This window comes from Mesorhizobium sp. BE184 (assembly GCF_031457045.1).
In the GTDB taxonomy this organism is placed as follows: Bacteria; Pseudomonadota; Alphaproteobacteria; order Rhizobiales; family Rhizobiaceae; genus Mesorhizobium.
In genome coordinates this window covers 261,397-287,651 of record NZ_JAVDVU010000004.1, presented here as the reverse complement: position 1 = coordinate 287,651, position 26,255 = coordinate 261,397, and the positions used below count along the sequence as shown (strand labels likewise).

General features: G+C 64.3%; 27 protein-coding genes and 1 tRNA gene. 17 read left to right on the top strand and 11 right to left on the bottom strand.

Going from position 1 to position 26,255, the window contains the following annotated elements; translation table 11 throughout:
* Position 1 precedes the first annotated feature (1 nt).
* From cbiE to J2X35_RS19385, 8 genes are all read left to right on the top strand, one after another.
* Positions 2–1,246, top strand: coding sequence for a precorrin-6y C5,15-methyltransferase (decarboxylating) subunit CbiE (gene cbiE, locus J2X35_RS19420; protein ID WP_310189209.1), 1,245 nt, complete (start codon positions 2–4; stop codon positions 1,244–1,246).
* Positions 1,243–1,797, top strand: a complete 555-nt coding sequence (locus J2X35_RS19415) for a cobalamin biosynthesis protein (RefSeq protein WP_310189207.1) — start codon at positions 1,243–1,245, stop codon at positions 1,795–1,797. Before cbiE ends, J2X35_RS19415 begins: the two co-directional genes overlap by 4 nt.
* Positions 1,794–2,558: a precorrin-4 C(11)-methyltransferase gene (gene cobM, locus J2X35_RS19410; RefSeq protein WP_310189206.1), complete on the top strand. Its 765-nt coding sequence runs from the start codon at positions 1,794–1,796 to the stop codon at positions 2,556–2,558. The genes J2X35_RS19415 and cobM overlap by 4 nt, the downstream gene beginning before the upstream one ends.
* Positions 2,555–3,367, top strand: a complete 813-nt coding sequence (gene cobA, locus J2X35_RS19405; protein WP_405023247.1) for a uroporphyrinogen-III C-methyltransferase — start codon at positions 2,555–2,557, stop codon at positions 3,365–3,367. The genes cobM and cobA overlap by 4 nt, the downstream gene beginning before the upstream one ends.
* Positions 3,364–4,680, top strand: a complete 1,317-nt coding sequence (locus J2X35_RS19400) for a cobyrinate a,c-diamide synthase (RefSeq protein ID WP_310189203.1) — start codon at positions 3,364–3,366, stop codon at positions 4,678–4,680. The genes cobA and J2X35_RS19400 overlap by 4 nt, the downstream gene beginning before the upstream one ends.
* Before the next feature lie 67 nt (positions 4,681–4,747).
* Positions 4,748–5,512, top strand: coding sequence for an adenosylcobinamide-GDP ribazoletransferase (gene cobS / locus J2X35_RS19395; RefSeq protein WP_310189200.1), 765 nt, complete (start codon positions 4,748–4,750; stop codon positions 5,510–5,512).
* 24 nt (positions 5,513–5,536) lie between these two features.
* Complete coding sequence (gene cobT, locus J2X35_RS19390; RefSeq protein WP_310189197.1) at positions 5,537–6,547, top strand: nicotinate-nucleotide--dimethylbenzimidazole phosphoribosyltransferase; 1,011 nt, start codon at positions 5,537–5,539, stop codon at positions 6,545–6,547.
* Between the two features lie 401 nt (positions 6,548–6,948).
* A complete protein-coding gene (locus J2X35_RS19385) occupies positions 6,949–8,022 on the top strand; it encodes an HPP family protein (protein ID WP_310189195.1) in 1,074 nt (357 codons plus the stop codon).
* Positions 8,023–8,042: 20 nt separating this feature from the next.
* Here the strand turns inward: J2X35_RS19385 and J2X35_RS19380 are convergent, their stop codons facing one another.
* Positions 8,043–8,909 (bottom strand): bile acid:sodium symporter family protein, encoded by an 867-nt coding sequence (locus J2X35_RS19380; RefSeq protein ID WP_310189193.1) that lies wholly within the window; start codon positions 8,907–8,909, stop codon positions 8,043–8,045.
* Between the two features lie 170 nt (positions 8,910–9,079).
* Here J2X35_RS19380 and J2X35_RS19375 point away from each other — a divergent pair.
* A tRNA-Lys gene (locus J2X35_RS19375) sits at positions 9,080–9,155 on the top strand.
* A gap of 132 nt (positions 9,156–9,287) precedes the next feature.
* Positions 9,288–9,650: a YMGG-like glycine zipper-containing protein gene (locus J2X35_RS19370; RefSeq protein WP_156459806.1), complete on the top strand. Its 363-nt coding sequence runs from the start codon at positions 9,288–9,290 to the stop codon at positions 9,648–9,650.
* A gap of 30 nt (positions 9,651–9,680) precedes the next feature.
* Here the strand turns inward: J2X35_RS19370 and J2X35_RS19365 are convergent, their stop codons facing one another.
* Positions 9,681–10,586 (bottom strand): PhzF family phenazine biosynthesis protein, encoded by a 906-nt coding sequence (locus tag J2X35_RS19365; protein ID WP_310189192.1) that lies wholly within the window; start codon positions 10,584–10,586, stop codon positions 9,681–9,683.
* A 111-nt stretch (positions 10,587–10,697) separates the two neighbouring features.
* On the opposite strand from J2X35_RS19365, the gene J2X35_RS19360 reads away from it, so the two are divergent.
* Genes J2X35_RS19360 through J2X35_RS19350 form a run of 3 tightly spaced genes read left to right on the top strand, consistent with a single transcriptional unit; the run spans position 10,698 to position 13,896 of the window.
* The gene (locus tag J2X35_RS19360) at positions 10,698–11,987 is read left to right on the top strand and encodes an efflux RND transporter periplasmic adaptor subunit (RefSeq protein ID WP_310189190.1); all 1,290 of its coding nucleotides are present in this window, start codon (positions 10,698–10,700) and stop codon (positions 11,985–11,987) included.
* Positions 11,988–11,989: 2 nt separating this feature from the next.
* Complete coding sequence (locus J2X35_RS19355) at positions 11,990–12,691, top strand: ABC transporter ATP-binding protein (RefSeq protein WP_056110342.1); 702 nt, start codon at positions 11,990–11,992, stop codon at positions 12,689–12,691.
* Positions 12,691–13,896, top strand: a complete 1,206-nt coding sequence (locus J2X35_RS19350; protein WP_056110344.1) for an ABC transporter permease — start codon at positions 12,691–12,693, stop codon at positions 13,894–13,896. Before J2X35_RS19355 ends, J2X35_RS19350 begins: the two co-directional genes overlap by 1 nt.
* Positions 13,897–13,917: 21 nt before the next feature.
* Here J2X35_RS19350 and J2X35_RS19345 read toward each other — a convergent pair whose 3' ends face one another.
* A complete protein-coding gene (locus J2X35_RS19345) occupies positions 13,918–14,640 on the bottom strand; it encodes an NUDIX hydrolase (protein ID WP_310189186.1) in 723 nt (240 codons plus the stop codon).
* A 6-nt stretch (positions 14,641–14,646) separates the two neighbouring features.
* A complete protein-coding gene (locus tag J2X35_RS19340; RefSeq protein WP_310189183.1) occupies positions 14,647–15,759 on the bottom strand; it encodes an endonuclease/exonuclease/phosphatase family protein in 1,113 nt (370 codons plus the stop codon).
* A 180-nt stretch (positions 15,760–15,939) separates the two neighbouring features.
* Here J2X35_RS19340 and J2X35_RS19335 point away from each other — a divergent pair, with 180 nt between their 5' ends.
* Entirely contained in the window at positions 15,940–16,488 is a 549-nt protein-coding gene (locus J2X35_RS19335; RefSeq protein WP_310189182.1) for a BA14K family protein, read from the top strand.
* A gap of 369 nt (positions 16,489–16,857) precedes the next feature.
* Here J2X35_RS19335 and ilvC read toward each other — a convergent pair whose 3' ends face one another.
* The 3 genes from ilvC to J2X35_RS19320 all read right to left on the bottom strand — a co-directional run bounded on the left by ilvC (position 16,858) and on the right by J2X35_RS19320 (position 19,280).
* Entirely contained in the window at positions 16,858–17,943 is a 1,086-nt protein-coding gene (gene ilvC, locus J2X35_RS19330; RefSeq protein ID WP_274533093.1) for a ketol-acid reductoisomerase, read from the bottom strand.
* Between the two features lie 3 nt (positions 17,944–17,946).
* The gene (locus J2X35_RS19325; protein ID WP_310189180.1) at positions 17,947–18,639 is read right to left on the bottom strand and encodes a TetR/AcrR family transcriptional regulator; all 693 of its coding nucleotides are present in this window, start codon (positions 18,637–18,639) and stop codon (positions 17,947–17,949) included.
* Between the two features lie 305 nt (positions 18,640–18,944).
* Positions 18,945–19,280: a hypothetical protein gene (locus tag J2X35_RS19320; RefSeq protein WP_056110354.1), complete on the bottom strand. Its 336-nt coding sequence runs from the start codon at positions 19,278–19,280 to the stop codon at positions 18,945–18,947.
* 186 nt (positions 19,281–19,466) lie between these two features.
* Here J2X35_RS19320 and J2X35_RS19315 point away from each other — a divergent pair, with 186 nt between their 5' ends.
* Together J2X35_RS19315 and J2X35_RS19310 are read left to right on the top strand one after the other, a co-directional pair.
* Positions 19,467–20,267, top strand: coding sequence for a hypothetical protein (locus J2X35_RS19315; RefSeq protein WP_310189178.1), 801 nt, complete (start codon positions 19,467–19,469; stop codon positions 20,265–20,267).
* 29 nt (positions 20,268–20,296) lie between these two features.
* On the top strand, positions 20,297–21,142 hold the full coding sequence (locus tag J2X35_RS19310) for a hypothetical protein (RefSeq protein WP_310189177.1): 846 nt from the start codon (positions 20,297–20,299) through the stop codon (positions 21,140–21,142).
* A gap of 32 nt (positions 21,143–21,174) precedes the next feature.
* Here the strand turns inward: J2X35_RS19310 and J2X35_RS19305 are convergent, their stop codons facing one another.
* Complete coding sequence (locus J2X35_RS19305; protein WP_056115648.1) at positions 21,175–23,088, bottom strand: potassium transporter Kup; 1,914 nt, start codon at positions 23,086–23,088, stop codon at positions 21,175–21,177.
* A 103-nt stretch (positions 23,089–23,191) separates the two neighbouring features.
* A complete protein-coding gene (locus J2X35_RS19300; RefSeq protein ID WP_310189175.1) occupies positions 23,192–23,932 on the bottom strand; it encodes a pyridoxine 5'-phosphate synthase in 741 nt (246 codons plus the stop codon).
* Between the two features lie 107 nt (positions 23,933–24,039).
* Here J2X35_RS19300 and J2X35_RS19295 point away from each other — a divergent pair, with 107 nt between their 5' ends.
* Positions 24,040–24,447 carry an STAS/SEC14 domain-containing protein gene (locus J2X35_RS19295; protein ID WP_310189172.1) on the top strand — a complete coding sequence of 136 codons (408 nt, stop codon included), beginning with the start codon at positions 24,040–24,042 and terminating at the stop codon, positions 24,445–24,447.
* A 17-nt stretch (positions 24,448–24,464) separates the two neighbouring features.
* On the opposite strand, the gene J2X35_RS19290 is transcribed toward J2X35_RS19295, so the two are convergent.
* Positions 24,465–25,592 carry an ATP-dependent RecD-like DNA helicase gene (locus J2X35_RS19290; RefSeq protein ID WP_310189171.1) on the bottom strand — a complete coding sequence of 376 codons (1,128 nt, stop codon included), beginning with the start codon at positions 25,590–25,592 and terminating at the stop codon, positions 24,465–24,467.
* A gap of 54 nt (positions 25,593–25,646) precedes the next feature.
* Positions 25,647–26,243, bottom strand: coding sequence for a LysE family translocator (locus J2X35_RS19285; protein ID WP_310189168.1), 597 nt, complete (start codon positions 26,241–26,243; stop codon positions 25,647–25,649).
* Positions 26,244–26,255: the final 12 nt, after the last annotated feature.

The window sequence follows — 26,255 nt, the reverse complement described above, 5'->3', positions numbered from 1 at the left end:
CATGCCTGCTGAAAATGAAAAGCTCGCCGCCTGGCTGTCGCTCGTCGGCATCGGCGAGGATGGTGTAGCGGGTCTCGGCGACGAGGCCAAGCGCCGCATCGGCGAGGCGGAAATCGTCTTCGGCGGCAAACGCCACCTCGATCTCGCCGCGCCGCTCATCAAGGGCGAGGCACGCCCGTGGCCGACGCCTTTCGATGCCGCGATGACGGATGTTTTAGCGCTGAAGGGGCAGAAGGTCTGCGTCGTCGCTTCCGGCGATCCGTTCCTGCACGGCGTCGGCGCGACGCTTGCCCGCAGGGTCCCGGCGGCCGAGATGCACGTCGTCCCCGCTCCTTCCGCTTTCTCGCTGGCAGCGGCGCGTCTTGGCTGGCCCTTGCAGGATATCGAGACGATCTCGCTGCATGGCCGCGACCCCGATTTGATCCGCCCGCTGCTGCACCCCGGCACGCGCATCCTCGCCCTGACCTCCGACGCCGCCGCCCCGGCGGCCATTGCGTCCCTGTTGGCCGGTCTCGGGTTCGGTGCTTCCCGACTGACGCTTCTCGAAGCGCTCGGCGGGCCGGGCGAAACCATCCGCGCCTGCCGCGCCGATGCCTTCGACCTGCAAAACATCAATCCGCTCAACGTTCTGGCGCTGGAGCTTGAATCGGACCGCGAAGCCCGCATCCTGCCGCTGACGCCGGGCCTCGTTGACGAATTGTTCGAGCATGACGGCCAGATCACCAAGCGCGAAATCCGCGCCGTTACGCTTTCTTCGCTGGCGCCCCGGCGCGGCGAAGTGCTGTGGGACATCGGCGCCGGCTCCGGCTCCATCTCGATTGAATGGATGCTGGCGCACCCGTCCCTGCGCGCTGTCGCCATTGAAGCCGACCCTCAACGCACCGCCCGCATCCGCCGCAATGCCGCCGCCTGTGGCGTCCCCGGAATGACGATTGTTGAGGGTAAGGCGCCTGAGGCCTTGCGCGACTTGCCAACGCCGGATGCGATCTTCATCGGCGGCGGCGGCACGGACAGGGGCGTGATCGAGGCCGCCATCGCCACGCTGCGCCCCGGCGGCCGGCTGGTTGCCAATGCGGTGACGCTCGAAATGGAAAGCCTTTTGCTGGCCCGCCATGCCGAGTTCGGCGGCGATCTGGTGCGGCTGGCCGTGTCGCGGGCAGCACCCGTCGGCTCGATGAAGGGCTGGCGTCCGGCCATGCCGGTGACGCAGTGGAGTTGGACCAGGCCGCTTGGGGAAAAGCCATGATGGTGGCGGGCATCGGCTGCAAGAAGGGCGTCGGCGAACGCGAGGTGATGGAAGCGCTCGCGTCGGCGCTTTCTGCGCATGGCCTTGGCCTGACGGCGCTCGACGCGATAGCCACAGCCGCAGCCAAGCGCGCCGAGCCGGCCATCGGCGAAGCGGCGCGCCGCCTCGGCCTCCCGCTCCATATCATTCAGGATGACGCCTTGCAGGCCGCCTCGGACGGGTGCCTCACCGCGTCCGGACATTCGCTGGCGATTTCCGGTCTGCCTTCACTGTCGGAAGCCGCAGCCCTCGCCTCCATCGGTGCGGGTGCGCGACTTCTGGGACCTCGCACCGTGCACGGCAACGTGACCTGCGCGCTGGCAACGTCGGATGGCGTCTTCCCTTCTCCCCTTGTGGGAGAAAATGGCTCGGCGCGCAGCGACGAGACGGATGAGGGGTCGTTCGCGGCGCAAATTACCCCTCATCCGGCCTCGCCCTCGCCAGGCTCGGGGTCGGCCACCTTCTCCCACAAGGGGAGAAGGTATGGCGATAAATCGGAGCCCCGCCCATGACCGTTCATTTCATCGGCGCCGGGCCGGGCGCCGCCGACCTCATCACGCTGCGCGGCCGCGACCTGCTCGCAGCCTGCCCGGTCTGCCTCTATGCCGGCTCGATCGTTTCGCCGGAACTGCTGCGGCATTGCGCGCCTGGAACCCGCATCGTCGACACCGCGCCGTTGTCGCTGGATGAGATCGAGGCCGAATATGCCGCCGCTCATGAGGCCGGCCAGGATGTCGCCCGCCTGCATTCAGGCGATCTTTCGGTGTGGAGCGCCGTCGCGGAGCAGATCAGGCGGCTGGAGCGGCTGGGCATCCCCTACACGATGACGCCCGGCGTGCCGGCCTTCGCGGCGGCCGCTTCGGCGCTTGGTCGCGAGTTGACCATCCCCGAAGTCGCCCAAAGCCTCGTGCTGACCCGCGTTTCCGGCCGCGCCTCGAAAATGCCGCCGGGCGAGACGCTCGCCGCCTTCGGGCGCACCGGCGCCACCCTCGCCATCCATCTCGCCATCCACGCCATCGACCGCGTCGTCGCCGAACTCACTCCGCTCTACGGTCCAGATTGCCCGGTCGCAATCGTCTTTCGCGCCTCCTGGCCGGACGAACGCGTTCTGCGCGCCACGCTCTCGACAGTCGAGGAAAAGCTCGCCGCCGATCCGATGGAACGCACCGCCATCATCTTTGTCGGCCAATCGCTGGCGGCGGCGGATTTCACCGAAAGCTCCCTCTACGACGCCTATTACCAGCGCCGCTTTCGCGGTCGGGAGGGCTTGTGAGCAACGCCAGCAAAGAGCCGGAAATCGCACTCGTCCGTGCATTTGCGCGGCTGAAGCTCGAACCGAGAAAGCTCCAGGCCGGTCATGTCTGGCTGGTTGGCGCCGGGCCGGGCGATCCCGGCCTGTTGACCATCGAGGCGCTCAGCGCACTCGATCAGGCCGACGCGCTTGTGCATGACGCGCTGGTGTCGCCGGAAATCGTCGCCGTCGCCGAGCAGGCGGAAAAATTCTATGTCGGCAAGCGCGGCGGCAGGCTTTCCATCCCGCAGGGCGAGATCAACGCCTTGCTGGTGCGGCTGGCGCGGGAGAACCGCAAGGTCGTGCGGTTGAAGGGCGGACATCCCTATGTTTTTGGGCGGGGCGGCGAGGAAACGCTTGCCCTCGCACAAAACGGCATCCCCCACCGGGTGCTGCCCGGCGTCACCTCGGCCTTCGGCGGGCTGACCTCCGCCGGCATTCCGGCAACCATGCGCGGCGTCAACGGCGCGATCATCCTGGCCACCGGCTTCGCCGCCGTCTCCGACGACCGCCCGGACTGGACGGCGCTTGCCCGCACCGGCCAGCCCATCGTCATCTATATGGGCCTGACCCATATGCAGGCGACCGTCGCCGAACTGCTCGCCGGCGGCCTGCCGGAAACGACGCCGGCGGCGCTGGTCGAAAACGCCACCCTGCCGCAGGAACGCACCGTGGTGGCGACGCTGGGCACACTGGTCGAGGCCGCGCAACGAGAAGCGGTCGTGTCCCCCGCCCTGATCGTCGTCGGCGGCATCGTCGCCATGCGCGACAGGCTGCGGGGCGGCGCATGAGCGCCCGCGGCATCATCGTCGGCGCGCCGCGTTCCGGCTCCGGCAAGACCAGCGTCACCATCGGCCTGCTGCGAGCGCTGGCTCGGCGCGGCATCCGCGTGCGCGGCGCGAAGTCAGGGCCGGATTATATCGATCCCGGCTTCCACGCAGCCGCCACCGGCCTGCCAGGCGTCAATCTCGACAGCTGGGCGATGCCGCCGGCGCTGCTCAATGCGCTGGCTGCCAGGACGGCCGAAGACGCGGATTTCGTCGTTCTCGAAAGCGCCATGGGCCTGTTCGACGGTATTCCGGGGGCGCCGGGACGCAGCGGCGCCGCCGCCGATCTCGCGCGCCTTTACGGCCTGCCGACGCTGCTGGTGCTCGACGTTTCCGGTCAATCCACCACCGCCGCCGCCGTGGCCAAGGGTTTTGCCACCTACGATCCGCAGGTCCGTATTGCCGGCGTCGTGCTGAACCGTGTAGGCAGCGACCGTCATCGCCGCCTCTGCGCCGACGCCATCGAGGCCCTCGGCTTGCCGGTGGTCGGCGCGATCATGCGGGATCCGACGCTGACGATGCCGGAACGGCATCTCGGTCTGGTCCAGGCCAGCGAGCACGCCGGCCTCACCGCCTTCATCGATAAGATGGCGGACATGGTCGAGGCCTCGCTGGACCTGGATGCAATCATGAAACTGGCCACGCCGCTTGCACCGCAGTCCGGAGACTTCGGTTCGGCCCTGCCGCCACCGGGCCAGCGCATCGCGCTCGCGGAAGACGCCGCCTTCACCTTCCTCTATCCGCATGTCGCCGCGCATTGGCGGGCCGCCGGCGCGGAAATCGTGCCGTTCTCGCCGCTGGCAAATGAAGGTCCGCGCGCCGACTGCGACGTCTGCTGGCTATCCGGCGGCTATCCGGAACTGCACGCCGGACACTTGTCCGCTGCGGACCATTTCCGTGCCGGAGTGCTGCGCTTCGCCTCGACCAAGCCGATTCATGGCGAGTGCGGCGGCTTCATGGTTCTGGGCGAATCCCTTGAGGATGCCGGGGGTGAAACGCACGCGATGCTCGGCCTGCTCGGCCATTCCACCAGTTTCGCCAAGCGCAAGATGAACCTCGGCTACCGTCAGGCGCAACTGAGGGCCGACTGCGCCCTTGGCCGGGCGGGCGCGACCATACGCGGCCACGAATTCCACTATGCCCGCATGACGGAAACAGGCAATGACGAGCCGCTGGCCGATCTTGCCGACGGCCAAGGCAACCCGCTGGGCGCGTCAGGTTTCAGGCGCGGCCACGTCAGCGGCACATTCTTCCACGCCATTGCGAGGGGTGAGTGATGATACTTTCCCTCAGCGTTCCTTCGCGACCTAAAGTGCCGTCGCCTCAGACGGCGAGCGGCCGCAAATGACTATGTTCCTGAAATCGTTCGCCCCGCGCGACATCCTGCTCTGCCTCGTCTTCTTCACCCGGCTGCCGCTGCCGAGCCTCGATTTCCGCGGGCGCACACTGGCGCAGGCCATATGGGCCGCGCCGATTACCGGCATTGCCATCGGCCTGATCGCCGCGCTGGTTTACGCCATCGCAAAGGCACTTGGCCTCGCCGCCGGCCCCGCAGCGGCGCTTGCCCTTGCTACCGGCATGCTGGTCACCGGCTGCCTGCACGAAGACGGCCTGTCCGACGTGGCAGATGGCTTCGGCGGCGGCAGGACGCGCGAACGCAAGCTCGAAATCATGCGCGACAGCCGTATCGGCGCTTATGGAGCCTGCGCGCTGGCTCTGTCGCTGCTGCTGCGCTGGACAGCGCTGGCCCAAATCGGCAGCGCCTGGTTTGCCGTTCTTGCGCTTGTCGTCGCGCATGGTGCATCGCGCGGCCTGCTCGGAGCCTTCATGCACAGACTGCCGCCGGCGCGAGAGGACGGCTTGTCTGCGAACGCTGGCATGGTCGGGCGGGAGACCGCCATGATTGGCCTGGCGATTGGCGTCGTCCTGCTCCTGCCGCTCGGGCTTGCCGGCGCGATCATCGCTGCAATCGTCCTCGCCCTCGTCTTCTTCGGCTTCCGCGCGCTGTGCCAACGCCAGATCGGCGGCCAGACCGGCGATGCGATCGGCGCCCTGCAGCAAGCCGCGGAGATATCCATCCTTCTTGTCGCTTCCGTGTGCCTGGCCTGATTCAATCCCGGAGTATTCGTCCCTATGCCCTTCAAGTCGCTCGATGAATTGCGTTCCGCCTGCCTCGATCTGCCGAACGGCGACCAATCGGCGGCTGATGCCGCCCTGCGCCGTCAGGACGTGCTGACCAAGCCGCAGGGCAGCCTCGGTCGGCTGGAATCCATCGCCGCATGGCTGGCGCGCTGGCAAGGCCGCGAAATGCCAAAGCTAGACAAGGTCAAGGTCTTCGTCTTTGCCGGCAATCATGGCGTCACCGCGCAGGGCGTCTCGGCCTATCCTGCCGAAGTGACCGTCCAGATGGTGGCGAATTTTTCCGGCGGCGGCGCCGCCATCAACCAGCTTGCGCGCATCGCCGAAGCGGAACTTGAGGTGGTCCCCCTCGGCCTCGACACGCCGACCGGCGATTTCACCAGCACCGCCGCCATGGACGACGAGGCCTTCCTGGCCGCCGTATCGGCCGGCTACGACGCGGTCGATGCCGACATCGACCTCGCCTGCTTCGGTGAAATGGGCATCGGCAACACGACGCCGGCAGCGGCGATCTCCGCTGCCCTGTTCGGCGGCGGCGGCCGCAAATGGGTGGGGCGCGGCACCGGCGTCGACGATGCCGGCCTCGACCGCAAGGTCACAGCCATTGAGGCAGGCCTCACGCTTCACGCCGCAAGCCTGACCGATCCTTTGAAGGTGGCGGCCGCGCTCGGCGGACGGGAGCTGGCCGCTATCCTTGGAGCGACCCTTGCGGCGCGGCACCGCAATGTGCCGGTCCTGCTTGACGGCTTCGTCTGCACAGCGGCGGCAGCGCCACTGGCGCGGCTGCACCCGAACGGCCTCGCCCATACGCTCGCGGCTCATGTTTCCGCCGAGGCCGGCCACCGCAGCCTTCTGGAAGCGCTCGGCCTGCCGCCGCTTCTCGACCTCGGCATGCGGCTGGGGGAAGGCTCCGGCGCGTGCCTGGCGGTGAACGTCGTCCGATCGGCGCTGGAATGCCATGCCCGCATGGCCAGTTTCGCCGAGGCCGGCGTGTCCGAGAAATAGCACACTCGAAACCATGGCTCGGGCGCGCCGGTGCTAGCGCAGCGGCGGCACCGGCATCGGGTTCGGCTGCGGCGCGGGTGGCGGCTGCGGATCGGGGTCCGGATCGGGAAACGGATCCGGCATCGGCCGCGGGGCATTGTCGTGGTTCATGACGTTTCTCCTCAAGATGGGAGAACGCTTGTTTTCGCCCTGACGTTCCGGTGGAGCCGGCAGGAAATTGTTCCCAACGATCCAGGTCGGAAAAATCGGCGACAGGCTGGAGGGAGTCCTGAGAAAATATTTCTCCCGAGCACCGCGTTTCAGAACATTACGGCTTGTTCTCTGCCTAAATTTCAAGCATTTCGGACATACAATGCGACTTTTTTGATCGTCGCGAAACCACGGTTCAAAGTCTCGCAAGCATGGCCCTTCGTCTGTTCGTTCCGATTCTCGCCGGCGCCACCTTGCGGGAACGGCTTTTTGCATGCCTTGGCGCGGTGATCGGCATCGCCCTTACGGGCGCCGTCTGCAGCCTGATCATGAAGGGCAGCTATCACACGCCGCTGATCGTCGCCCCGATGGGCGCTTCGGCCGTGCTGCTGTTTGCGGTGCCGGCCAGCCCGCTGGCGCAACCCTGGTCGATCATCGGCGGCAATACCATTTCGGCCTTTGTCGGCGTCGTCGTCGCCTATTTCGTCCGCGATCCTGTGCTCGCATCCGGCCTTGCCGTCGGCATCGCCATCGGAGCGATGTCCTTTACCCGCAGCCTGCATCCGCCCGGCGGCGCGGCGGCCCTGACAGCCGCCCTTGCCACACCCGCCGTCATCGATGCCGGCTTCCTGTTTCCGTTCGTCCCCGTGGCCATCAACTCCGTTCTGCTGGTCGGGGTGGGCCTTGTCTTCCACAAGCTTGGCAAACGCAACTATCCGCATGTCGTCCAGACCGTAGCCAGCACGCATGGGACCGCCGATCGTCCGGCGCAACTGCGCGTCGGCTTCCAGCCGGAAGACATCGATACCGCGCTGGCGGCGATCGACGAGACCTTCGACATCGACCGCAAGGACCTTGACCGGCTGGTGCGCCAGGTCGAGCTTCAGGCTCTGGTGCGCTCCAGCGCCGCCCTGCTGTGCGAAGACATCGTCTCCCGCGACGTCATCCAGGTTGAGGAGAACGCACGTGTGGTCGATGCGAGAGATATGCTCATCGACCATAATATCCGCACCCTCCCGGTCGTCACCGGCGACGGACGGCTGCGGGGGATCGTCGGCCTGCGGGAGCTAGCAGATGCCGGCGGCACCGTCGGCGCGCATATGTCGCCGGCCGCGACCGCCTCCATGTCCACGCCTGCCCTTGCCCTGCTGCCGAAGCTGACGGACGGGCGAACGCACGCCGTCGTGGTGGTCGACGAAGAGGCCCATGTTCTCGGGATCATCACCCAGACGGACCTCCTGGCGGCGACCGCGCGGCTGCAGATCGGCGAAGCCGTCGCCGCCTGATTGGACCGCGCGCCCGTGGCTCAGGCTATGTATTGCCTGTTGAGAAGCCAGACGAACATCCCGCCGACAATATAGGCGATCAACCCGTAGGCAGCCGGCGGGATCGCCATTTCGGGATTGTTCAGCATGTATTCGCTCATCGCCAGCGCGATAACGAGCGCTGCATTGTGAATGCCGATCGACATCGACAGCGCGACAGCCTGTGGCCGCGCTATTCTCAGCAGTTTCGGCACGAAATATCCGACAGTGACGCTTATCAGATTGTAGGCGAGCACGAAGAGCCCGATCGCCGGTGCCCAGACGGCCAGCAGATTCCATTGGCTGATCAGCGCGAATAGAACCACCATTCCCAGGAAAAGCGTGGCCAAAAGCTTTACCGGGCGGTCGAGACGTTTCGCCAGTGCGGGATAACGCCGGCTGATGAGAGCCCCGATAACGGCGGGAATGATGGCGATGGCGAAGATTTGCGCCACCTGGTGGATCTGCAGCCTGACGGCCCCGCCTTCCCCGTAGAAGACCAGCAGGGACAGATTGACGATGATCGGCAGGCTGACCATCGCCACCAGCGTGCCGACCGCGGTGAGCGTGATGCTGACAGCGACATCGCCCCGCGCGAGATGTGTGTAAAGGGCCGCCGATGTTCCCCCGGGGCTTGCCGCGAGCAGCATCATCCCGACGGAGATGGCCGGCGGCAAATGGGAGAAATACACCAGGCAAAAGCAGATGGCCGGCAGGACGAACACCTGACAGCACAGGCCGATGATCACCTGCCAGGGTCTCGACAGAACACGCGCGAAATCCTCGAGCTTGAGCGATAGGCCGAGCCCCAGCATGATGATGCACAGTGCGGCGGGCAGGCCGACGCTCAAAGCGAGACTTGAATGCATGCGCAACCCATTTGACCGGGTTGCATCTTGCCAAACATATGTCTCTGAAGTCTTACCGGATGAATTCGACATCCACCCGGGCGCGATTTGTCGGAAATGAACAGCGCGGGGCTGGACATGCACAGATGAGGCGGCTATATGCCCGCCGACGCTGGCTTTGCCAGTTGGTTGGGTGCGTAGCTCAGTTGGTAGAGCAGCTGACTCTTAATCAGCGGGTCACAGGTTCGATCCCTGTCGCACCCACCAATCTTTCGTTAAATATCCCAGATAAATCATTTGTTTTATTTACCTCTTCCGGTCGATAGTGGGGGCCGGCGCGAACTTCCGCCGCAATTGCAAGGCTATTCGCAGCAAGGGGCTTTGACAGAGGACGGACCAATGACACTGACCAGGACCACCGCTGTCGCGGCGGCTATCGCCATTTCGTTTCTCGCCGGCTGTGCCCAGACGGAGCAGCAACAGCGCGCCACCGGTGGCGCCGCCCTTGGTGCCGTTGGCGGCGCTCTGGTTGGCCAAGCCATAGGACGCAATACGGAGAGCACGCTCATCGGCGCAGGCGCAGGCGCGCTTCTCGGCGCCGTGGTAGCCACTTCCTCCGGGCCGCAGCCGCGCGGCGAGGAAATGTGCCGCTATCGCGCCCGCGACGGACGCATCTTCGTCGCTCCCTGCGACGAGCGCTACTACAGCCGTCGAAACGACTACCGAGACGATTACCGGGACGACTACAGGCGTCGCTACTGATCCCGAGAGCCCGGCCGGGTCATGCGACGATCAGGCGAATAGTATCCCTTCCGCTACCTTGATCGCATGGCCGCCGATGCGGCCGGCTTTAAGCCGGCCGTCTTCAACCTCGAGTTCCAGCCCAAGGCGCGAAGGCCGCCCCATTTCCAGGCCCTGCTCGATCCAGAACCGCGACAGCCCGTCCACCGGCTGATCGAAACGCATGATCGCTCCCGCGAAGGCGGCCGCCGCCGAGCCGGTTGCGGGGTCCTCGTAGGACGGAGTTCCGGGCACCAGCATGCGGGCATGGAAGGCGCTGTCATGGTGGACCGTCTCGCGACAATAGACATAGGCGCTGGCGACCGCGGTATCGCTTTTGCGCGGCGCCAGTTCCAACCAGGCCTGATTGTCGAGCCGTATTCGGGATGCGGCGTCGAGCCCGGCGACCGGAATGATCACGTAAGGCACGCCGGCCGAGAAAAGCGAGACGCGGTGATTTTCGAAGCCGATCTCGTGCGGGCCGAGCCCGAGCGCCGCGCCCACAGCTTCGGCGCTGGCGTCGAGCGTCAACGCTTCCGGCAGCTTCGGCAGGTCGAACTCGGCATGGCTTACCGCGCCGTCGGTTTTGACGGCGCAGCGTACCGGGCCGATATTCTCCTCCAGCACCAGGATGCTGTCGCCAGCGTCGGCCAGTGCCGTCAGCGCCACGGCGGAACCGACCGTCGGGTGTCCGGCGAAAGGCATTTCGTAGTCTGGCGTGAAGATGCGGATGCGCGCCCGATGGTGCGGGTTTTCCGGCGGCAGCACGAACACCGATTCGGACAGGTTGAATTCGCGCGCAATGCGCTGCATCGCCTGTGTGTCCAGGCCCGCGCAATCCAGCACGATAGCCAGCGGATTACCGGCCAGTGCTTCCTCGGTAAAGACGTCGTAGATCAGGTATTTGCGGCCGTTCATTGATCGATTCCATGGCGCCGTCGCCAACATGAGCGAAATTTAATTTGAAATTCGGGCCGTTAGGGCTGATTTGTGAATGGTAGGGATGACTTGCCACCATAGGGGCGTGCCGTGGACCAGTCTGTCAATCGGCCAGAGGCGCAAGAGGATTCCGCCATCGAGACAGCTCTTGGGCTTGACCGGGAAGGTGCTGGCAAGAGCCGGCGCAAGGGCTGGCTCTATGTGCTCGCCGCGATGGCGCTGATCGCAGCCGCCGTCGTCGCCTACCAGTGGTATGCAGCCGCCCCGGCCAAGGTCGAATACACCACCACGCCCGCCGCCGTTGGCGACCTCACGGTCGAAGTCTCCGCCACCGGCACGCTGCAGCCGCTGACGCAGGTCGACATTTCGAGCGAGCTTTCGGGCGTCGTCCGTTCCGTCGCCGTCAACGAGAACCAGCAGGTCAAGCAGGGCGAGGTGCTGGCAGCCCTCGATACCTCAAAGCTCGAAGCGCAGAACGAGCGCGCCGAGGCCTCCGCCAAGGCGGCCCAGGCCAAGGTCGAGGACGCGCGCGTCACGCTCAAGGAAAACGAGCAGGCGCTGGCGCGCAGCACCCAGTTGGCAAAGCGCGGCATGACCGCCGATCAGGCGCTCGAAACGGCCACCGCGACGCGCGACCGCGCCAGGGCGGCGCTCGATAGCGCCGAAGCGAACCTCGCCATCGCCAACGCCGATTTGAAGCTGCAGCAGGCCGACCTCGCCAAAAGCACCATCTATGCGCCCATCGACGGCATTGTGCTGACCCGCTCCGTCGATCCCGGCCAGACCGTGGCCTCCTCGCTGCAGGCGCCGGTGCTGTTCGTCATCGCCGCCGACCTGCGCAAGATGGAGCTGAAAGCGGCGATCGACGAGGCGGACATCGGCGCGGTCAAGCCTGGCCAGAACGCCCGCTTCACCGTCGATGCCTTTCCGGAACGCCCCTTCGATGCGGCGATCCGCGACATCTCCTTTGCTTCCGTCACCACCGACGGCGTCGTCACCTATGATGCCCGCCTCGATGTCGACAATGGCGAACTGCTGCTGCGCCCCGGCATGACCGCCACCGTTTCGGTCGTCACCCAGCAGGCAAAAGCCGCGCTGACCGTGCCGTCCGCTGCCGTCCGCTACCGTCCCACCGAAACCAGGGAGCGCAGCTTCAGCCTGCTCAGCATGTTCACCGGCAGGCCCGGCGGCCGTTTCGGCGGCGGCCGCAACCGCACGCAGCCGCCGGCGGACGGAACCCGCACCCTCTATGTGCTCAAGAACGGCGCGCCGCAGCCGGTCAGCGTCAAGCTCGGCGCCACCGATGGCGACATGACGCAGGTGCTCTCCGGCCTTTCCGAGGGCGATCTGGTCATCACCGCCCAGCAGCAGCGCGGCTGACCATGGCCGCGCCCCTCATAAGCTTCGACCGGGTGTGGAAGACGTATGGCGAAGGCGAAGCCCGGGTTCACGCGCTCGCCGGCGTCGATCTTGCCATCCCACGCGGCGAATTCGTCGCCATCATGGGGCCTTCCGGCTCCGGCAAATCGACTTCCATGAACATCATCGGCTGCCTCGATACGCCCACCGCCGGCACCTATTCCTTCATGGGGGTCGATGCCGGTCGGCTCGACCGCAACCGGCGGGCGCAATTGCGCAATCTCTATGTCGGCTTCGTCTTCCAGGGCTACAATCTGCTGCCGCGCACCACCGCGGCGGAGAATGTCGAGCTGCCGCTGATCTATCGCGGCGCACCCGCCGCCGAGCGCCAGCGCCTCGCCATGCAGGCGCTGGCCGAGGTCGGGCTGCAGGGGCGTGAACATCACACGCCGGCCGAGCTCTCCGGGGGCCAGCAGCAGCGCGTGGCGATCGCTCGCGCCATCGTCACCCGCCCGACGCTGGTGGTGGCCGACGAACCCACCGGCAACCTCGACACCGCCCGCAGCCACGAGATCATGGAGTTGCTGACGCGTCTGAATCAGGAACTGGGGCTGACCATCGTCATGGTCACCCATGAAGCCGACATCGCCGCCTACGCCCAGCGCACCATCCGCTTCCTCGACGGCCATGTGGCGTCGGATTCGAAGACGCTGGAGGCGGCGTGATGATCTGGGAAACCGTCCGCCTCGCGCTCCGCTCCGTCCGCCGCAACGCGCTGCGTTCCTTCCTGACGCTGCTCGGCATCGTCATCGGCGTCGCCGCCGTCATCGCCATGCTGACCATCGGCTCCGGCACCACCGCCAAGGTGAAGGAAGACATCTCCAAGCTCGGCTCGAACCTGCTCGTCGTGCGCGCCGGAAGGCCGGCGGGGCGCGGCCCCGACCAGGTGGTCAGGCCGCTGGAACAGAAGGACCTGACCGCGCTGACCGAACATCTGACCGGCGCCCGCGCCATCTCGCCCGCCGCGCAGAAACAGGTCCGCGTCATCTACGGTACCGAAAGCATCACCGCCGGCGTCACCGGCACCGACAGCGCCTTCCTGATCGCCCGCGACTGGACGCTCGCTTCTGGCCGCGCCTTCTCGGATTCGGAGGTGCGCAGCGGCACCGGCGTCTGCCTGATCGGCGAGACGGTACGCCAGCAGTTCTTCGGCGCCGGCGATCCCGAAGGCGAGATCATCCGCGTCAACCGCAGCTCCTGCAAGGTCATCGGCCTGCTCGCGCCGAAGGGCTATACCGGCTTCGGCCAGGACCAGGACAATGTCGTCATGATGCCGCTCGCCGCCTTCCAGCGGCGTGTCGCCGGCAATCGTGACATCGACAACATCTACGTCGCCGCCGACGACGCCACGCCGACTTCGGAACTCCTGACCCGCGTCGAAGACATATTGCGCGACGCCCGCAAGACCCCGGTCGACCGCGAAAGCGACTTCGACATCCGCGACATGACGCAGATCGCCGACACGATGGCCAGCGCCACCACCACCATGACCGGCATGCTCGGCGCGGTCGCCGGCGTCTCGCTGCTGGTCGGCGGCATCGGCATCATGAACATCATGCTGGTGTCGGTCACCGAGCGAACGCGCGAGATCGGCATCCGCCTGGCCATCGGCGCACATGAAAAGCACATCCTGATCCAGTTCCTCGTCGAGGCGACGGTGCTGTCGCTGCTCGGCGGCATCATCGGCATCGCCCTCGGCCTGTCGCTTGCCGGCATTGCCTCGCTGACACTCTCGATACCGTTCGCGCCGAGCCTGGCGGTCGTCATGCTCGCCGTCGGCTTTTCCGCACTGATCGGCATGGTGTTCGGGTTCTTCCCGGCCCTGCGGGGCGCACGCCTCGACCCGATCGACGCATTGCGGCACGAATGAAAGACGGCGGGAATTCGAACTTTAACGCAGCGGCTGGTACGAAAAGTGCCATTCGATCAGCGGCCGCATATGCGGGGCGAGATCGTCCGGCAGGTCCTCGGCGCTCTGGATCACCACCGGCCCGGCTATTTCCGGCTCCGCCTGCGTGGCGACATAGTCATTGATCCTGTTGATGATGGCGTTCGCCGTCAGCGGCATCGTGTAGCGGCGGATGATCACCGTTCCGGCCTGTGTCGACAGGATGTAATAGCGTCGTCCGACCTTCGCTTCGGCCAGATCGAGCCCGGTTTCCTCCCGCACCTCGCGGTGCATGTTGAAGTCGACATCGACCTTGCCGTCACGGAAATCCTCGAGCTCGAACGACCCGGCGGCGAAATAGATGCGGCCTGGATTGGCCGTGTGCGTTCCCATACGGATCGCCACCAGGGCGTTGTCGCTGGAGATCAGCATGGCATGCGCGAAGACATGGCCGGTTCCCGGCGTCTCCCGATTCCTGCGCCAGTACAGGAAGGTGGAATACTTCACGATATGGCAGCGGCCCGTCAGCGTTCCGTCGCGGTAGGACAGCTCGGAAAGCAGGGCCACCCGTCCGTCGAAAAGATGCGGATTGATGGTGATCTCGTGGCCCCAGTTGTCCTCGATTGCCCGACTGTTGCCGATTTCGAAGGGATGCGGCGCGGAATCGAGCCGTACATCGACGATATCGACCGGAAGGATGGTGCCGCGGGGCAGATCGATGCTCATGCTACCTCAAGCCAGATCAAGTGTGACGGCGACCGGGCAGTGGTCGGAAGCCTTGGGCCGATCCCAGCCGACACGCGGGAAACGTTCGACTTCCTGACCGGTGGGAAAGGGTGTGCGGAAGGGCTGCCCGTTGCGGATGATGTCGGGCACGGCGTTGGCGTTGCGCGCGGCGAGCCCTTTCGACAGCAGGATGTAGTCGAGCTGGCACAGATGCCGCTCCTGCGGGCCGCGCGTATGAAAAAGCGTCCAGCGGTCCAGTTCCGGACGCCGCTCCACCAGATTCTCGCAGAAGCCGCCCGCCGTCAGCACGTTGAGGCAGGACTGCGCATCGTCCACCACGTCGAACTGGTAGCCCGAAAAGCTGTCGCCGCCGATGACGACGCGCTGGCGGTAGTCGTTCATATCGCCGCAGATCGCCCAGCTTTTGTCGGCGGCATGGTCCTTGCCGAACCGTTCCTCGATAATCCGCCGCACCGCCTGCGCCTCGGCGATGCGAACAGGCATCGAGGCCTGCCGCCCGTCCAGCCCGTTGCGCGGCGGCCCCATCGATTTGAAATGCACGAGATAGAGCGTCAGCGGCTTGCCGCCGACTTTCAAATCGATCTCGAGGCAATCGCGGCGGAATATCCTCTCATTGGGTTCGTTGCCGAGCGCCGCCAGCTCCGGCGTGTGCAGCCCGAACTGCTCATAGGTCACATAGGCGTGGCTGGTCATGCGCACGAATTCGATCGGCTCGCCATGTTCCGTCTCGGTGCGCATCATCACCGCCACGTCGATGCCGCGCGAATCATTGCCCGACGTCGTGTATTTCTGCCGGTAGCCCTGCCCCACCATCTTGAACAGATAGCCATATTCGAACGCCTTCAGCGCCTCGATATTGTCGACCTCCTGCAGGCAGATGATGTCGGCTCGTGTCGCCGCGATGGCGAGCGCCGAAAGCTGGCGCGTGTCGTCCGACTGCGCGATTGTGCGCGCCTGCTCCAGCAACCGGTATTCCGCCTCGTTCTGGATGTCGAACAAAGCGAGCGTCCGATCCTCGTTGAGCTGATTGCGATAGCCTGAAAAATCGAACCTGTTCATCAGGTTCTCGATATTGAAGGTGGCGAGGCGAAGCGACATGGGCACGAGCTTTGCCCGCAAGCGGCGCGGAAGACAAGGGGCCGGTCTTTGGAACCGCTTCCAGGTTCGCTTCCATCGCCGGCGCAGCAACTTATCCGTTCATCGTCCGTTCATTCGCCAGGATGCATTTTCCGTGTCACCAGGGTGCGGCGCGGGGCTGGCAATGCTGGGAGTAGTGTCATGACGTCTCTTTTAGTCTCATCACTGAGGTCGGGCCTGATCGCGCTGGGTCTGGTCGCAGGATTTGCAGCGCCTTCCTTCGCCGGTCCGGCCAATCTGGCCGTTTCGCCGGCCGAGCGGCTGGCAGGCGGTCCGGCGAGCCAGATAATCCCCATCCAGGATGCCTGCGGCACCAGACGCTGCCTGCAGCCGCAGGGCAATTATCGTGGCGATGGCGGCCGCCGTCATTTCAACCGCCGGCACGATGGCGGTCCGGTTTTCGGCGGCCACAGCAATTACCGGCGCCATTGGAACGGCAACAATGACGGCAGATGGCGCCGTCACTATCGCCACCATCGTCCCCGCTATTATGGCGGTTCCGGCGTCTATCTGGGCCTTGGCTTCGGCGTGCCGGCCTATCGCTATGTCCAGCCGCGCCGCGTCTATCGTGGCGGTTCAAGCGCGCATGTGCGGTGGTGCTACAACCGCTACCGCTCGTATCGCGCCTGGGACAACACGTTCCAGCCTTACAACGGCCCACGCCAGCAGTGCTGGTCGCCCTATAGCTGAGCCGAGGCTGCGCAGACGTGAAAAAGCCGGCGGGTTGCCCCGCCGGCTTTTTTGATTCACGCCTGATCGTCGTTCAGGGGCCGGAAGTTCGAAGGTAATTCGCCCTGCCCTTCTCCCCTTGTGGGAGACGGTGGCCGAGCCAAGCGAAGCGAAGGAGGTCGGATGAGAGGTAATCCAGCCTGCCTTGCGGCGCGCCTGGCAACACCCCTCATCCGTCTCGGCCTCACCTCGACACCTTCTCCCACAAGGGGAGAAGGTAAGACAGAGGGGTCCTAGTTCTTCGTCTTGTCGACCAGCTGGCTCTTGGCGATCCCCCGCGCGCCCGCAGCCGGAGGCGAGGACGCGCAGGCCAAGAATCCGTGGGTCGCTTTAGTTCTTCGTCTTGTCGACCAGCTGGTTCTTGGCGATCCACGGCATCATGGCGCGGAGCTTCGAACCAACCTCTTCGATCTGGTGGTTGTCGTTGTTGCGGCGGATGCCCTTGAAGCGCGACATGCCGGCGCGATATTCCTGCATCCACTCGGAGGTGAACTTGCCGGTCTGGATGTCTTTCAGCACCCGCTTCATCTCGGCCTTGGTATCGGCGGTGATGATGCGCGGACCCGAGACGTATTCGCCCCACTCGGCGGTGTTCGAGATCGAGTAGTTCATGTTGGCGATGCCGCCTTCATAGATCAGGTCGACGATCAGCTTCACTTCGTGCAGGCACTCGAAATAGGCCATTTCCGGCGCATAGCCGGCCTCGACCAGCGTCTCGAAACCGGCGCGGATCAGCTCGACCAGACCGCCGCACAGCACCACCTGCTCGCCGAACAGGTCGGTCTCGCATTCCTCGCGGAAATTGGTTTCGATGATGCCCGAACGGCCGCCGCCGACGCCGCAGGCGTAGGACAGCGCCAGGTCGAGCGCATTGCCCGATGCGTCGTGGTTGACGGCGACCAGGCACGGCACGCCGCCGCCCTTCTGGTATTCGCCACGAACGGTGTGGCCGGGGCCTTTCGGCGCGATCATCACGACGTCGATCGTGTCCTTCGGCTCGATCAGGCCGAAATGCACGTTGAGGCCGTGCGCGAAGGCGATGGCCGCGCCGTCGCGGATGTTGGGGGCGATCTCGTTCTTGTAGATATCGGCCTGCAGTTCGTCCGGCGTCGCCATCATCATCAGGTCGGCCCACTTGGCCGCCTCGGCGACGGTCTTGACCTCGAAGCCGTCGGCTTCGGCCTTCTTGATCGTCGGCGAACCGGCCTTGAGGCCGATCACGACGTTCTTGGCGCCGGAATCCTTCAGGTTCAGCGCATGCGCGCGGCCCTGCGAACCGTAGCCGATGACAGCCACTTTCTTGCCCTTGATGAGATTGAGATCGGCATCGCGATCGTAATAGACACGCATGTGGTTTCCTTCCTTGTTGCGTTGGTTTGATGTCTGGGTGCGCCCTTCGAGGCTCGCTTCGCTCACACCTCAGGATGAGGGAGGTTGGCGCAAACCTCCCTCATCCTGAGGTGCGAAGTCTGAAGGACGAGCCTCGAAGGACGCACCGAAAAGAGCGAGAAACTGCTGCGTCGCCTGCGCGGCATCCCGCGTGATATCCGCAGCAGTCAATTTCAGCCTGTCGCCGAGCAGCAGACGGATCTGCACGTCGCGGCCGACAAGCCCGAAAAAGGTCCGGAACGCCGTTTCAGTGTCGTCGAAGGCCAGGAGGCCGGCGTCCCGCGCCGCCTCCAGCAGCGGTTTCAGCCGTTCGCCGATGGCAAAGCGGCCATTGGCGAGCACAATGGCACCGAGGTCGTCCTTGGCCGACGCCGCGTGCGAAACCGCCACCCGGTTGAGCGCGACCGAGGTCGGGCTGGAGATGACCCTGAGCCAGGTTGCAGCAAAACTGTCCAGGCTTTCGCGCAATGTGGCCGCGTCCAGCTTGTGACGGTCGTAATTGCCGGCGCGCACCTTGGACGCCTGCCACTGCACGGTGGCTGTCAGCAGGCCGTCACGGTCGCCGAACCATTTGTAGAGCGTTTCCTTGGAACAGTTGGCGCGGCGGGCGACGGCGCTCATCGTCAGCGCGTCCCCCTCTTCGACCAGCAGGCGCAGGACGGCGTCAAGCACGTCCTGCTGGCGCGCCGTCAGCGTCTCGCCTGTTTCAATCTCCGTGCCCAACTGCCAAAACCTTGCGGCTGATCGGCCGGCCTCTTTGTGCCGTACCGTACGTTACGGTTCGGCATCTAGCGCATTCGATAAAGGAGGTCAATTGGTATAAATTCCCAGGAGGTTTTGTATCGTGGCCGCGGGGCGGCGCGGTAAGCACGGGGGAACGCTGCGATGAAATCCGTATGATGGCGGACCGCCGGCCGGCTAAGCCGCGACAAGGCAAAAGCCGGGGGACGCCCCGGCTTTTGCTCCATACTTGTCCCGATACCTGCTGTGGACATCCACGCCAGTCAGGGCTCGGGCCTTGATGTCTACTATTTGACGACGATTGCGACTGTGCCCGATTGATAGCGCTTTACTTCGGTTCCGCTGGCGATCCCGGTGCCGTTCACCGCGCGGGTCGGAACGCGTTTCTTGCAATCTTTGCTGACGCGGCTGGACAACCCGCCGTCCGAATATCGCACCACCGCCGATTTCGGGATCCGGCCCTGGATCGCGGCAAAGCTCGGCGCCGGAGCATTGCAACCGTCACCGCGATAAGCGGTGATGTGCCTGGTCTCACCGACGCGAAGCTCGACGCTCTTGTCGGCGCTCCCTACGGACACGCACCCACCCAGCAGCAGTCCAGCAACTACAACCAGCTTCCTCATAGGAACCCCCTTGAATCAATCGGCAACCAACCCGACGGACCATCCGCGAGCGCAACGCCGAGATACATGCAACCGAGCGGAGAAATGGGTTCGCAGATCAAATGAAAACTTGAGCAATTCTCGGAAACTCCAGAAAAATGCGTTTCATGAAGATTGCTATCCTTATGAATTATATCGTAATTTTCCGTGACGAGAACCGGGGGCCTCGTTTTGAAGGAAGATGACTGGGACGACTTTCAGACCTGGAGCCAGTTGTTCGACGTCCTGTGCAAGCGGGACGGTCACTACGACAACGCATCGCTGGCGAGCGAATATTGCAACCATGTTGGCAAAAACGGTCGCGACAACTTCGACGCCATCCAGAAGAACTTGAGAAGCTGGCGGCTTGGCCGCCATCTGCCCTTGCGCCGCAACATGATGGTTCTGGCGAAACTGCTCGACGTCGAGCGGGACCCCTGCCTCAACAACCGGTGGATGCACCTCTATGCCGTGGCCCGGGGGGAACCCGCCATGGATCCAGCGATGCAGCAGGAAGACGCAGGGCGACAGCCTGTCGCGGCCGCTGAACCGGCGAAGCGCCGGCGGCCGATTTGGCATTGGCTGGCAATCGGTGCCCTCGCCACCGGCACTGGTTTCACGTTCGATTTTGCGGTCGACCGCTGGGCTTTCAAGAAATTGCCGATGATCGGCTATGATGCGCGCGTGAGAATGGTGGTCGGTGAATCGCGGCTCATCCATGGCGATCGTGGCGACTGCGACGGCAGGCCCCCGGACTGGTACTATACCCTGCCGCGGGTGCCGGTCAGCGCGCTTGGCACGTTTTCGGATGGCGGCCTCGCCCGGAAAATGAGCAATTTCTGCAACCGTGTCGTTGAAGTGCGCGCCGTCCGCTTCACCGCGACCGACGCCGGCATGGAGGAGATAAGGCTGCTCGACGATTTCATGAAAATCGAGGTCACGGGCGCCGGCCATCCCAGGCAGGAGTAGCGCCTTCAGGACAGCAAGGAGGGAGCCATATGGAAGAAGCCGATTGGAGACAGTTCAGCCAGTGGCATCTGCTTTTCGACGAGTTGTGCAATCGGGCCGGCTTCTATGACGATGCGACGCTTGCGGGAGCTTACTGCACGCTCACTCAAAGCAAGGGGCAAAAGCAATTCGAAACGACGGTCCGCAACCTGAACAATTGGCGTTCGGGCCGTCATGTCCCCCGTGCGGGCAATTTGCGCATCCTGTCCAGGTTGCTGGATATCGCCGGCAATCCAGAACTTCAGGTCCAATGGAACGAACTCTACAAGCGCGCCAAGGACCTTGAAATCGTTCGGCCGGCGGCGTCCGGATCGCCTTTGCCCATCGTGTCCCGATTTCCCGCCTCCGGCTATGTTGACCTACCCGCCACGACCTCGGCAGCCCTTATCCCGACTGCCTATTACGGCTTCGTTGCAAGGCCGAAGCGCTGGTCGCATCCGCAGGCGCTTTTGGGCGGGCTCGTTCTCCTGTGCATCGGTGTGGCGGCAGGTGCAGTCCTCGGCGCTTCGGGCTGGCGTCCCTGGGCCGGACCGGCGGACAACGCACCGATCATCGCCTTCAATCCAAAGATTGACATGAAGGTCGGTGAATCGCGGCCCATTTACGCGGAACGCAGCGATTGCGGAAAACTTCCGCGCGATTGGGCCGAGGTTCGGGCCGAACTGCCCTTTGCACGGACCGGCGAATTTTCGGACGGCGGACTGGCCCGCCGTTTCTCGAAATTCTGCAAAGGCTTGACCCCTGCACGCGCCATTGTCTTCACCGCTACCAAAGCCGGCATCGAGGAATTCGAAATCCAGGGCGATTTCTTCAAAATGACTGTAACGCCGCCCTAATACCCGGCGCTATTGGCCACAGAGGTTTGGCTCTAAATCGCCACCTGCGTACCGATTTCCACCACGCGCCCGGTTGGGATCTGGAAATACTCCGTCGCGTCGGCGGCGCTGCGGGCCAGTCCGATGAACAGCTTGTCCTGCCACACCGGCATGCCGGAATTCGGCGACGATTTCAGCGAACGGCGCGACAGGAAGAACGACGTCGTCATGATGTCGAACTTCCAGCCCTGCTTGCGGCAGATCGCCAGGGCGCGCGGGATGTTGGGCTGTTCCATGTAGCCGAAGGTCAGGCTGACGCGCATGAACAGGTCGTTGATGGGTTCCATCTTGACGCGTTCACTATCGGGCACCACCGGCTGCGGCGCCGTCACGACGGACAGGATGACGTTCTGCTCGTGCAGCACCTTGTAGTGCTTGAGGCTGTGCATCAGCGCCGTCGGCGCGCTTAGCGGATCGCTGGTCAGGAACACCGCCGTGCCTGAAACGAGCTGCGGCTTCTTTTTCAGCAGGTTGGCGGCGAGAAAATCGAGCGGCACCTCGTTGCGTCGCGTCTTGTCGAAGAGATAGCGGCTGCCCTTGATCCAGGTGACCATGATCAGCCCCATGACGCAGGCGACGCCGATGGAAACCCAGCCGCCCTCGAGGAATTTGACGATGTTGGCCGAGAAGAAGCCGATGTCGATGACGCCGAACAGGATCGCCAGCGCCAGCGCGCCGGCAAGCTGCCACTTCCACATGAAGCGCATGACGATGAACAACAGGATCGTTGTCATCAGCATCTCGCCGGTGACCGAAATGCCGTAGGCGGACGCCAGCGAACTCGAATCGCCGAACCCGACGACCAGCAGCATCACCATGATCGCAATGAGCAGGTTGACGCGCGGCAGGTAGATCTGGCCGGACTGCATTTCAGAGGTGTGGCGCACTTCGAAGCGCGGCAGAAGATTTAGCTGGACGGCCTGCCGCGTCAGTGAAAACGCTCCCGAGATGACCGCCTGGCTGGCGATGACGGTCGCCGCCGTCGCCAGGGCGACCATCGGCACCAGCGCCCAGTCCGGCAGCATCTCGAAGAACGGGCTTTGCGGCATGATCACCTGCGTCAGCACGAAGGCGCCCTGACCGAAGTAGTTCAGCAGAAGGCACGGAAAGACGATGGCGAACCAGGCCATCACGATCGGCCGGCGGCCGAAGTGGCCGAGATCGACGTAAAGCGCCTCGGCGCCCGTTACGGCCAGGAAAACCGCCCCGACGGTCAGGAAGGCGACGTCCGACCGCTCCACCAGATAGGCGATGGCGTAGTAGGGATTGACGGCATAGAGCACCGTCGGATCGTCGGCGATGTGAATCAGCCCGGCCACGCCGAGCGCCAGGAACCACAGCGCCGTGATGGGTCCAAAGACGATCGCAACCCGGCCGGTGCCGAAACGCTGGACGGCGAACAGGCAGGCGAGGATCACCAGTGTGATCGGCACCACATAAGGATCGAACGCCGGCGTGACGACGCCGAGGCCCTCAACGGCGGAGAGCACCGAGATCGCCGGCGTGATCACCGCGTCGCCGAAGAACAGCGATGCCCCGCACAGGCCGATGCCCAGGACCAGCTTCGATCCGGCCGGATAGGCGCTGCGCGCCAGCGCCATCAGCGAAAGCGTTCCGCCCTCGCCCTTGTTGTCGGCGCGAAGCACGAACGCCACGTATTTGATGGTGACGATGATGGTGAGCGCCCAGACGATGAGCGACAGCACGCCGAGCACATCGCTGCGCGATACGGCGCCCTCCGCCGTATGCAGCGCTTCGCGAAACGCATAGATCGGGCTGGTGCCGATGTCGCCGTAAACGACACCCAGAGCGCCCAGCATCAGCACGCGCGTGCTTTGTTGCTTGACCTCGGAATGGCTCGGCTGTTCGGCGGCTTCCGCCTCCCCAGCGCCATTGGCAAGGACCATCAGGTACACTCCATTAAGCGGGCGGTGCTCTACGCTTGCTGCAATGCAATATCAAGTGCCTTAACGGCATGTCGGGGTTTGCGCCTTGCGCTTGCAGCCGTCATCACCAGCCGCAAGCGGCAAGATAGCGCTTCACCGTGCCGGCCATCCCATGCTCCAGCGCATCAGCCGTCAGGCCATGGCCGATGGACACTTCCGCGAGCGCCGGAACGCGCTTGATCAGCGGCGGCAGATTGGCCACCACCAGATCGTGGCCGGCATTGACCTGCATGCCTGCAGCGAAAGCGGCGTCAGCGGTTTTTCCCAGTCTTTCCAGTTCGTTCGCGGCTTTTTCGGAATCGGAATGGAAGCCACCATAAGGGCCTGTATAGAGTTCGATGCGGTCGGCGCCGGTGTCTCGGGCAGCGGCAATGCCTTCAGGATCGGAATCGGAAAACAGCGACACGCGAAACCCACCCTTCTTCAGCCGTGCGACGATCGGAGTGAGGAACGCGGTCTTCTCGCGGAAGTTCCAGCCATGGTCGGAGGTCGCCTGCGCCGGATCGTCCGGCACCAGCGTCACCTGTTCGGGTTGGTTCTGCTCGACCAGCCGCAGGAACTCCTCGGCCGGATAGCCTTCCATATTGAATTCCGCCTGTGGGAATTCGTCGTCGATCAGCGCGCGAATCGCCGGCAGGTCCGAATAGCGGGTGTGGCGCTGGTCGGGACGCGGGTGCACGGTCAAACCATGCGCGCCGGAAGCCAGCGCAATCCTGCCGATCCCAATCATGTCCGGCCACGGCAGGTCGCGGCGGTTTCGAAGCATCGCGATGGCATTGAGATTCACGGAGAGCTTTGTCGGCATGAAGGGCTCCGGTAATGCGGGACCGCATCTATACTGCCTTTGTCGGGAACAGACAGCCCATTTCTGTGTTGCAATAGGATGATCGTGAACCTGCCAGGGAAAACGCCGTGAATTTTCTCGAATCCGTACCGGCCATACGCCGCATTGAAACCAATAGATCCGACCTGTTTGCGATCGATATCGTCGGTCATGTCACCGCCGCGGACGCCGAAAACCTGTTTGGGCTCCTGGAGGCGGCTTACGCCCTTCATCCGCAAATCGATGTGCTTGTCCGCCTTGTCGACCATGACGGCGTTGATTGGACCGATTTCGACCCGGAAACGATGACGCAGGGCAAGGAGCACGCAGTCAAGCATGTGGGCAGATGCGCGACGGTCGGCGACCCCGACTGGACCTCGCACGTCACCGGTTTTTTTGCCGCTCCGCTGCCAATCGAAATTCGTCATTTCGCCGCTGAAGACGAAGCCGCCGCCTGGGCTTGGTTGGGTGCGCGTGAAAAACCGGCCGATGTTTAACGGTCTTCGGTACGCATCTAGCGCACCACTGTCAGCCGTTCCGCCGCCCGCGTGATCGCCGTATAGAGCCAGCGCTGGCGGGTATCCTTGAACGCCCAGCTTTCGTCGAACAGCACGACGTCGTTCCATTGCGAACCCTGCGCCTTGTGGACGGTCAGCGCGTAGCCATAGTCGAAATCGTCGAATCGCTTCTTCTGCTGCCAGGAAATTTCTTCTTCCGGGCTCTCGAACGCCGCCTTGAGCAGCTTGATCTTGGCGACGCCGCGGTCGGGATCGTCCTCCTCAGGCGACACCAGAAGGTTGATGCCGGGCTTCACCGTTTCGCGCGACGAGGTCATCACCTTCCACAGCGAGCCGTTAAGCAGCCCCTTGGCGGGATCGTTGCGCAGGCACACCAGCTTGTCGCCGGCCTGCGGATAGTCCGCGTTGAAGCCCTTCAGCTCGCGTAGCCGCTGATTATAGCGGCGGCGCGTCCGGTTGGTGCCGACGAGCACCTGATCGGCCTTCAGCACCAGCTCCTGGTTGACCTCGTCCTTGCCGATGACCTTGGCGGCGCCATAGTCGCCATGCATGAACTCCCGGCCTTCCCGCACATCCAGCGCCAGCCGGATAATGGGATTGTCCCGCGCCTGACGATGGATTTCGGTCAGCAGATAATCCGGTTCATGATCGGTGAAAAAGCCACCGCCGGAAATCGGCGGCAACTGCCCCGGATCGCCCAGGACGAGGATCGGCGTGCCGAAACTCATCAAGTCGCGGCCGAGCTGCTCGTCGACCATGGAGCATTCATCGATGATGACCAGCTTGGCGCGGGAAATGGGGCTTTGTCGATTGAGCGAGAAGGTCGGCGACATCGAGGTCTTGCCGGTCGTTTCGTCCTCGACCGCCTCCTCGCCCTTGGGCCGGTAAATCAGCGAATGGATGGTGCGGGCGTTGACCGCGCCCTTCGAACGCAGCACCTGCGCGGCCTTGCCGGTGAAGGCAGCGAACTGGACCTGGCCATCGACATGCTCGGCGAAATAGCGCGCCAGCGTCGTTTTGCCGGTACCGGCATAACCGAACAGCCGGAAAAGCTGCGGGCTTCCGGCCTTCAGCCATTGCGCGACGGCCTTCAGCGCGGCGTCCTGTTGGGGAGAAAAATCCATCGTCCTGACTGACAGGATTCGCAATGGAAAGACAAGTTCGAAGCCGTTCCACCCTCACCGCAGCATTGGCCACAGCGTCGCTGCCAGAAGCACGCCCATGGCAATGTTGAACCATTTCAGCCGCACGGGGTCGGAGAGGAAGCCGCGCAGGCCCGTGCCGAAGCCGGCCCAGACCGAGACCGAGGGGAAATTGACCAGCGCGAAGACGACGCCGACCAGCAGCACTGACAGGAAAGGCCGTTCTGGATTGGTGTAGACGGCCATCGCCGTCACCGCCATTACCCAGGCCTTCGGATTGACCCACTGGAACGCGGCCGCCTCGATGAAGCGCATCGGCCTTGCTGCATCGTCTCCTGCGCTGGCCATCGAGCGTGACGTGGCGATCTTCCAGGCCAGATAAAGCAGATAGGCGCCACCGGCGACTTTCAGCCCTGTATGCAGCACCGGAAACGCCGTCAGAACCGCCCCCAGGCCCGCGCCTACCGCCAGCAGCAGAATGAGGAAGCCGATGCCGATGCCGAGCATATGCGGAATGGTGCGGACAAAGCCGAAATTCACCCCGGATGCCAGAAGCATGAGGTTGTTCGGCCCCGGCGTGACCGAGGTGACAAAGGCATAGACCAGCAGGGCGAGGAAGACGTCGGGAGACATGGAATGTTTGCT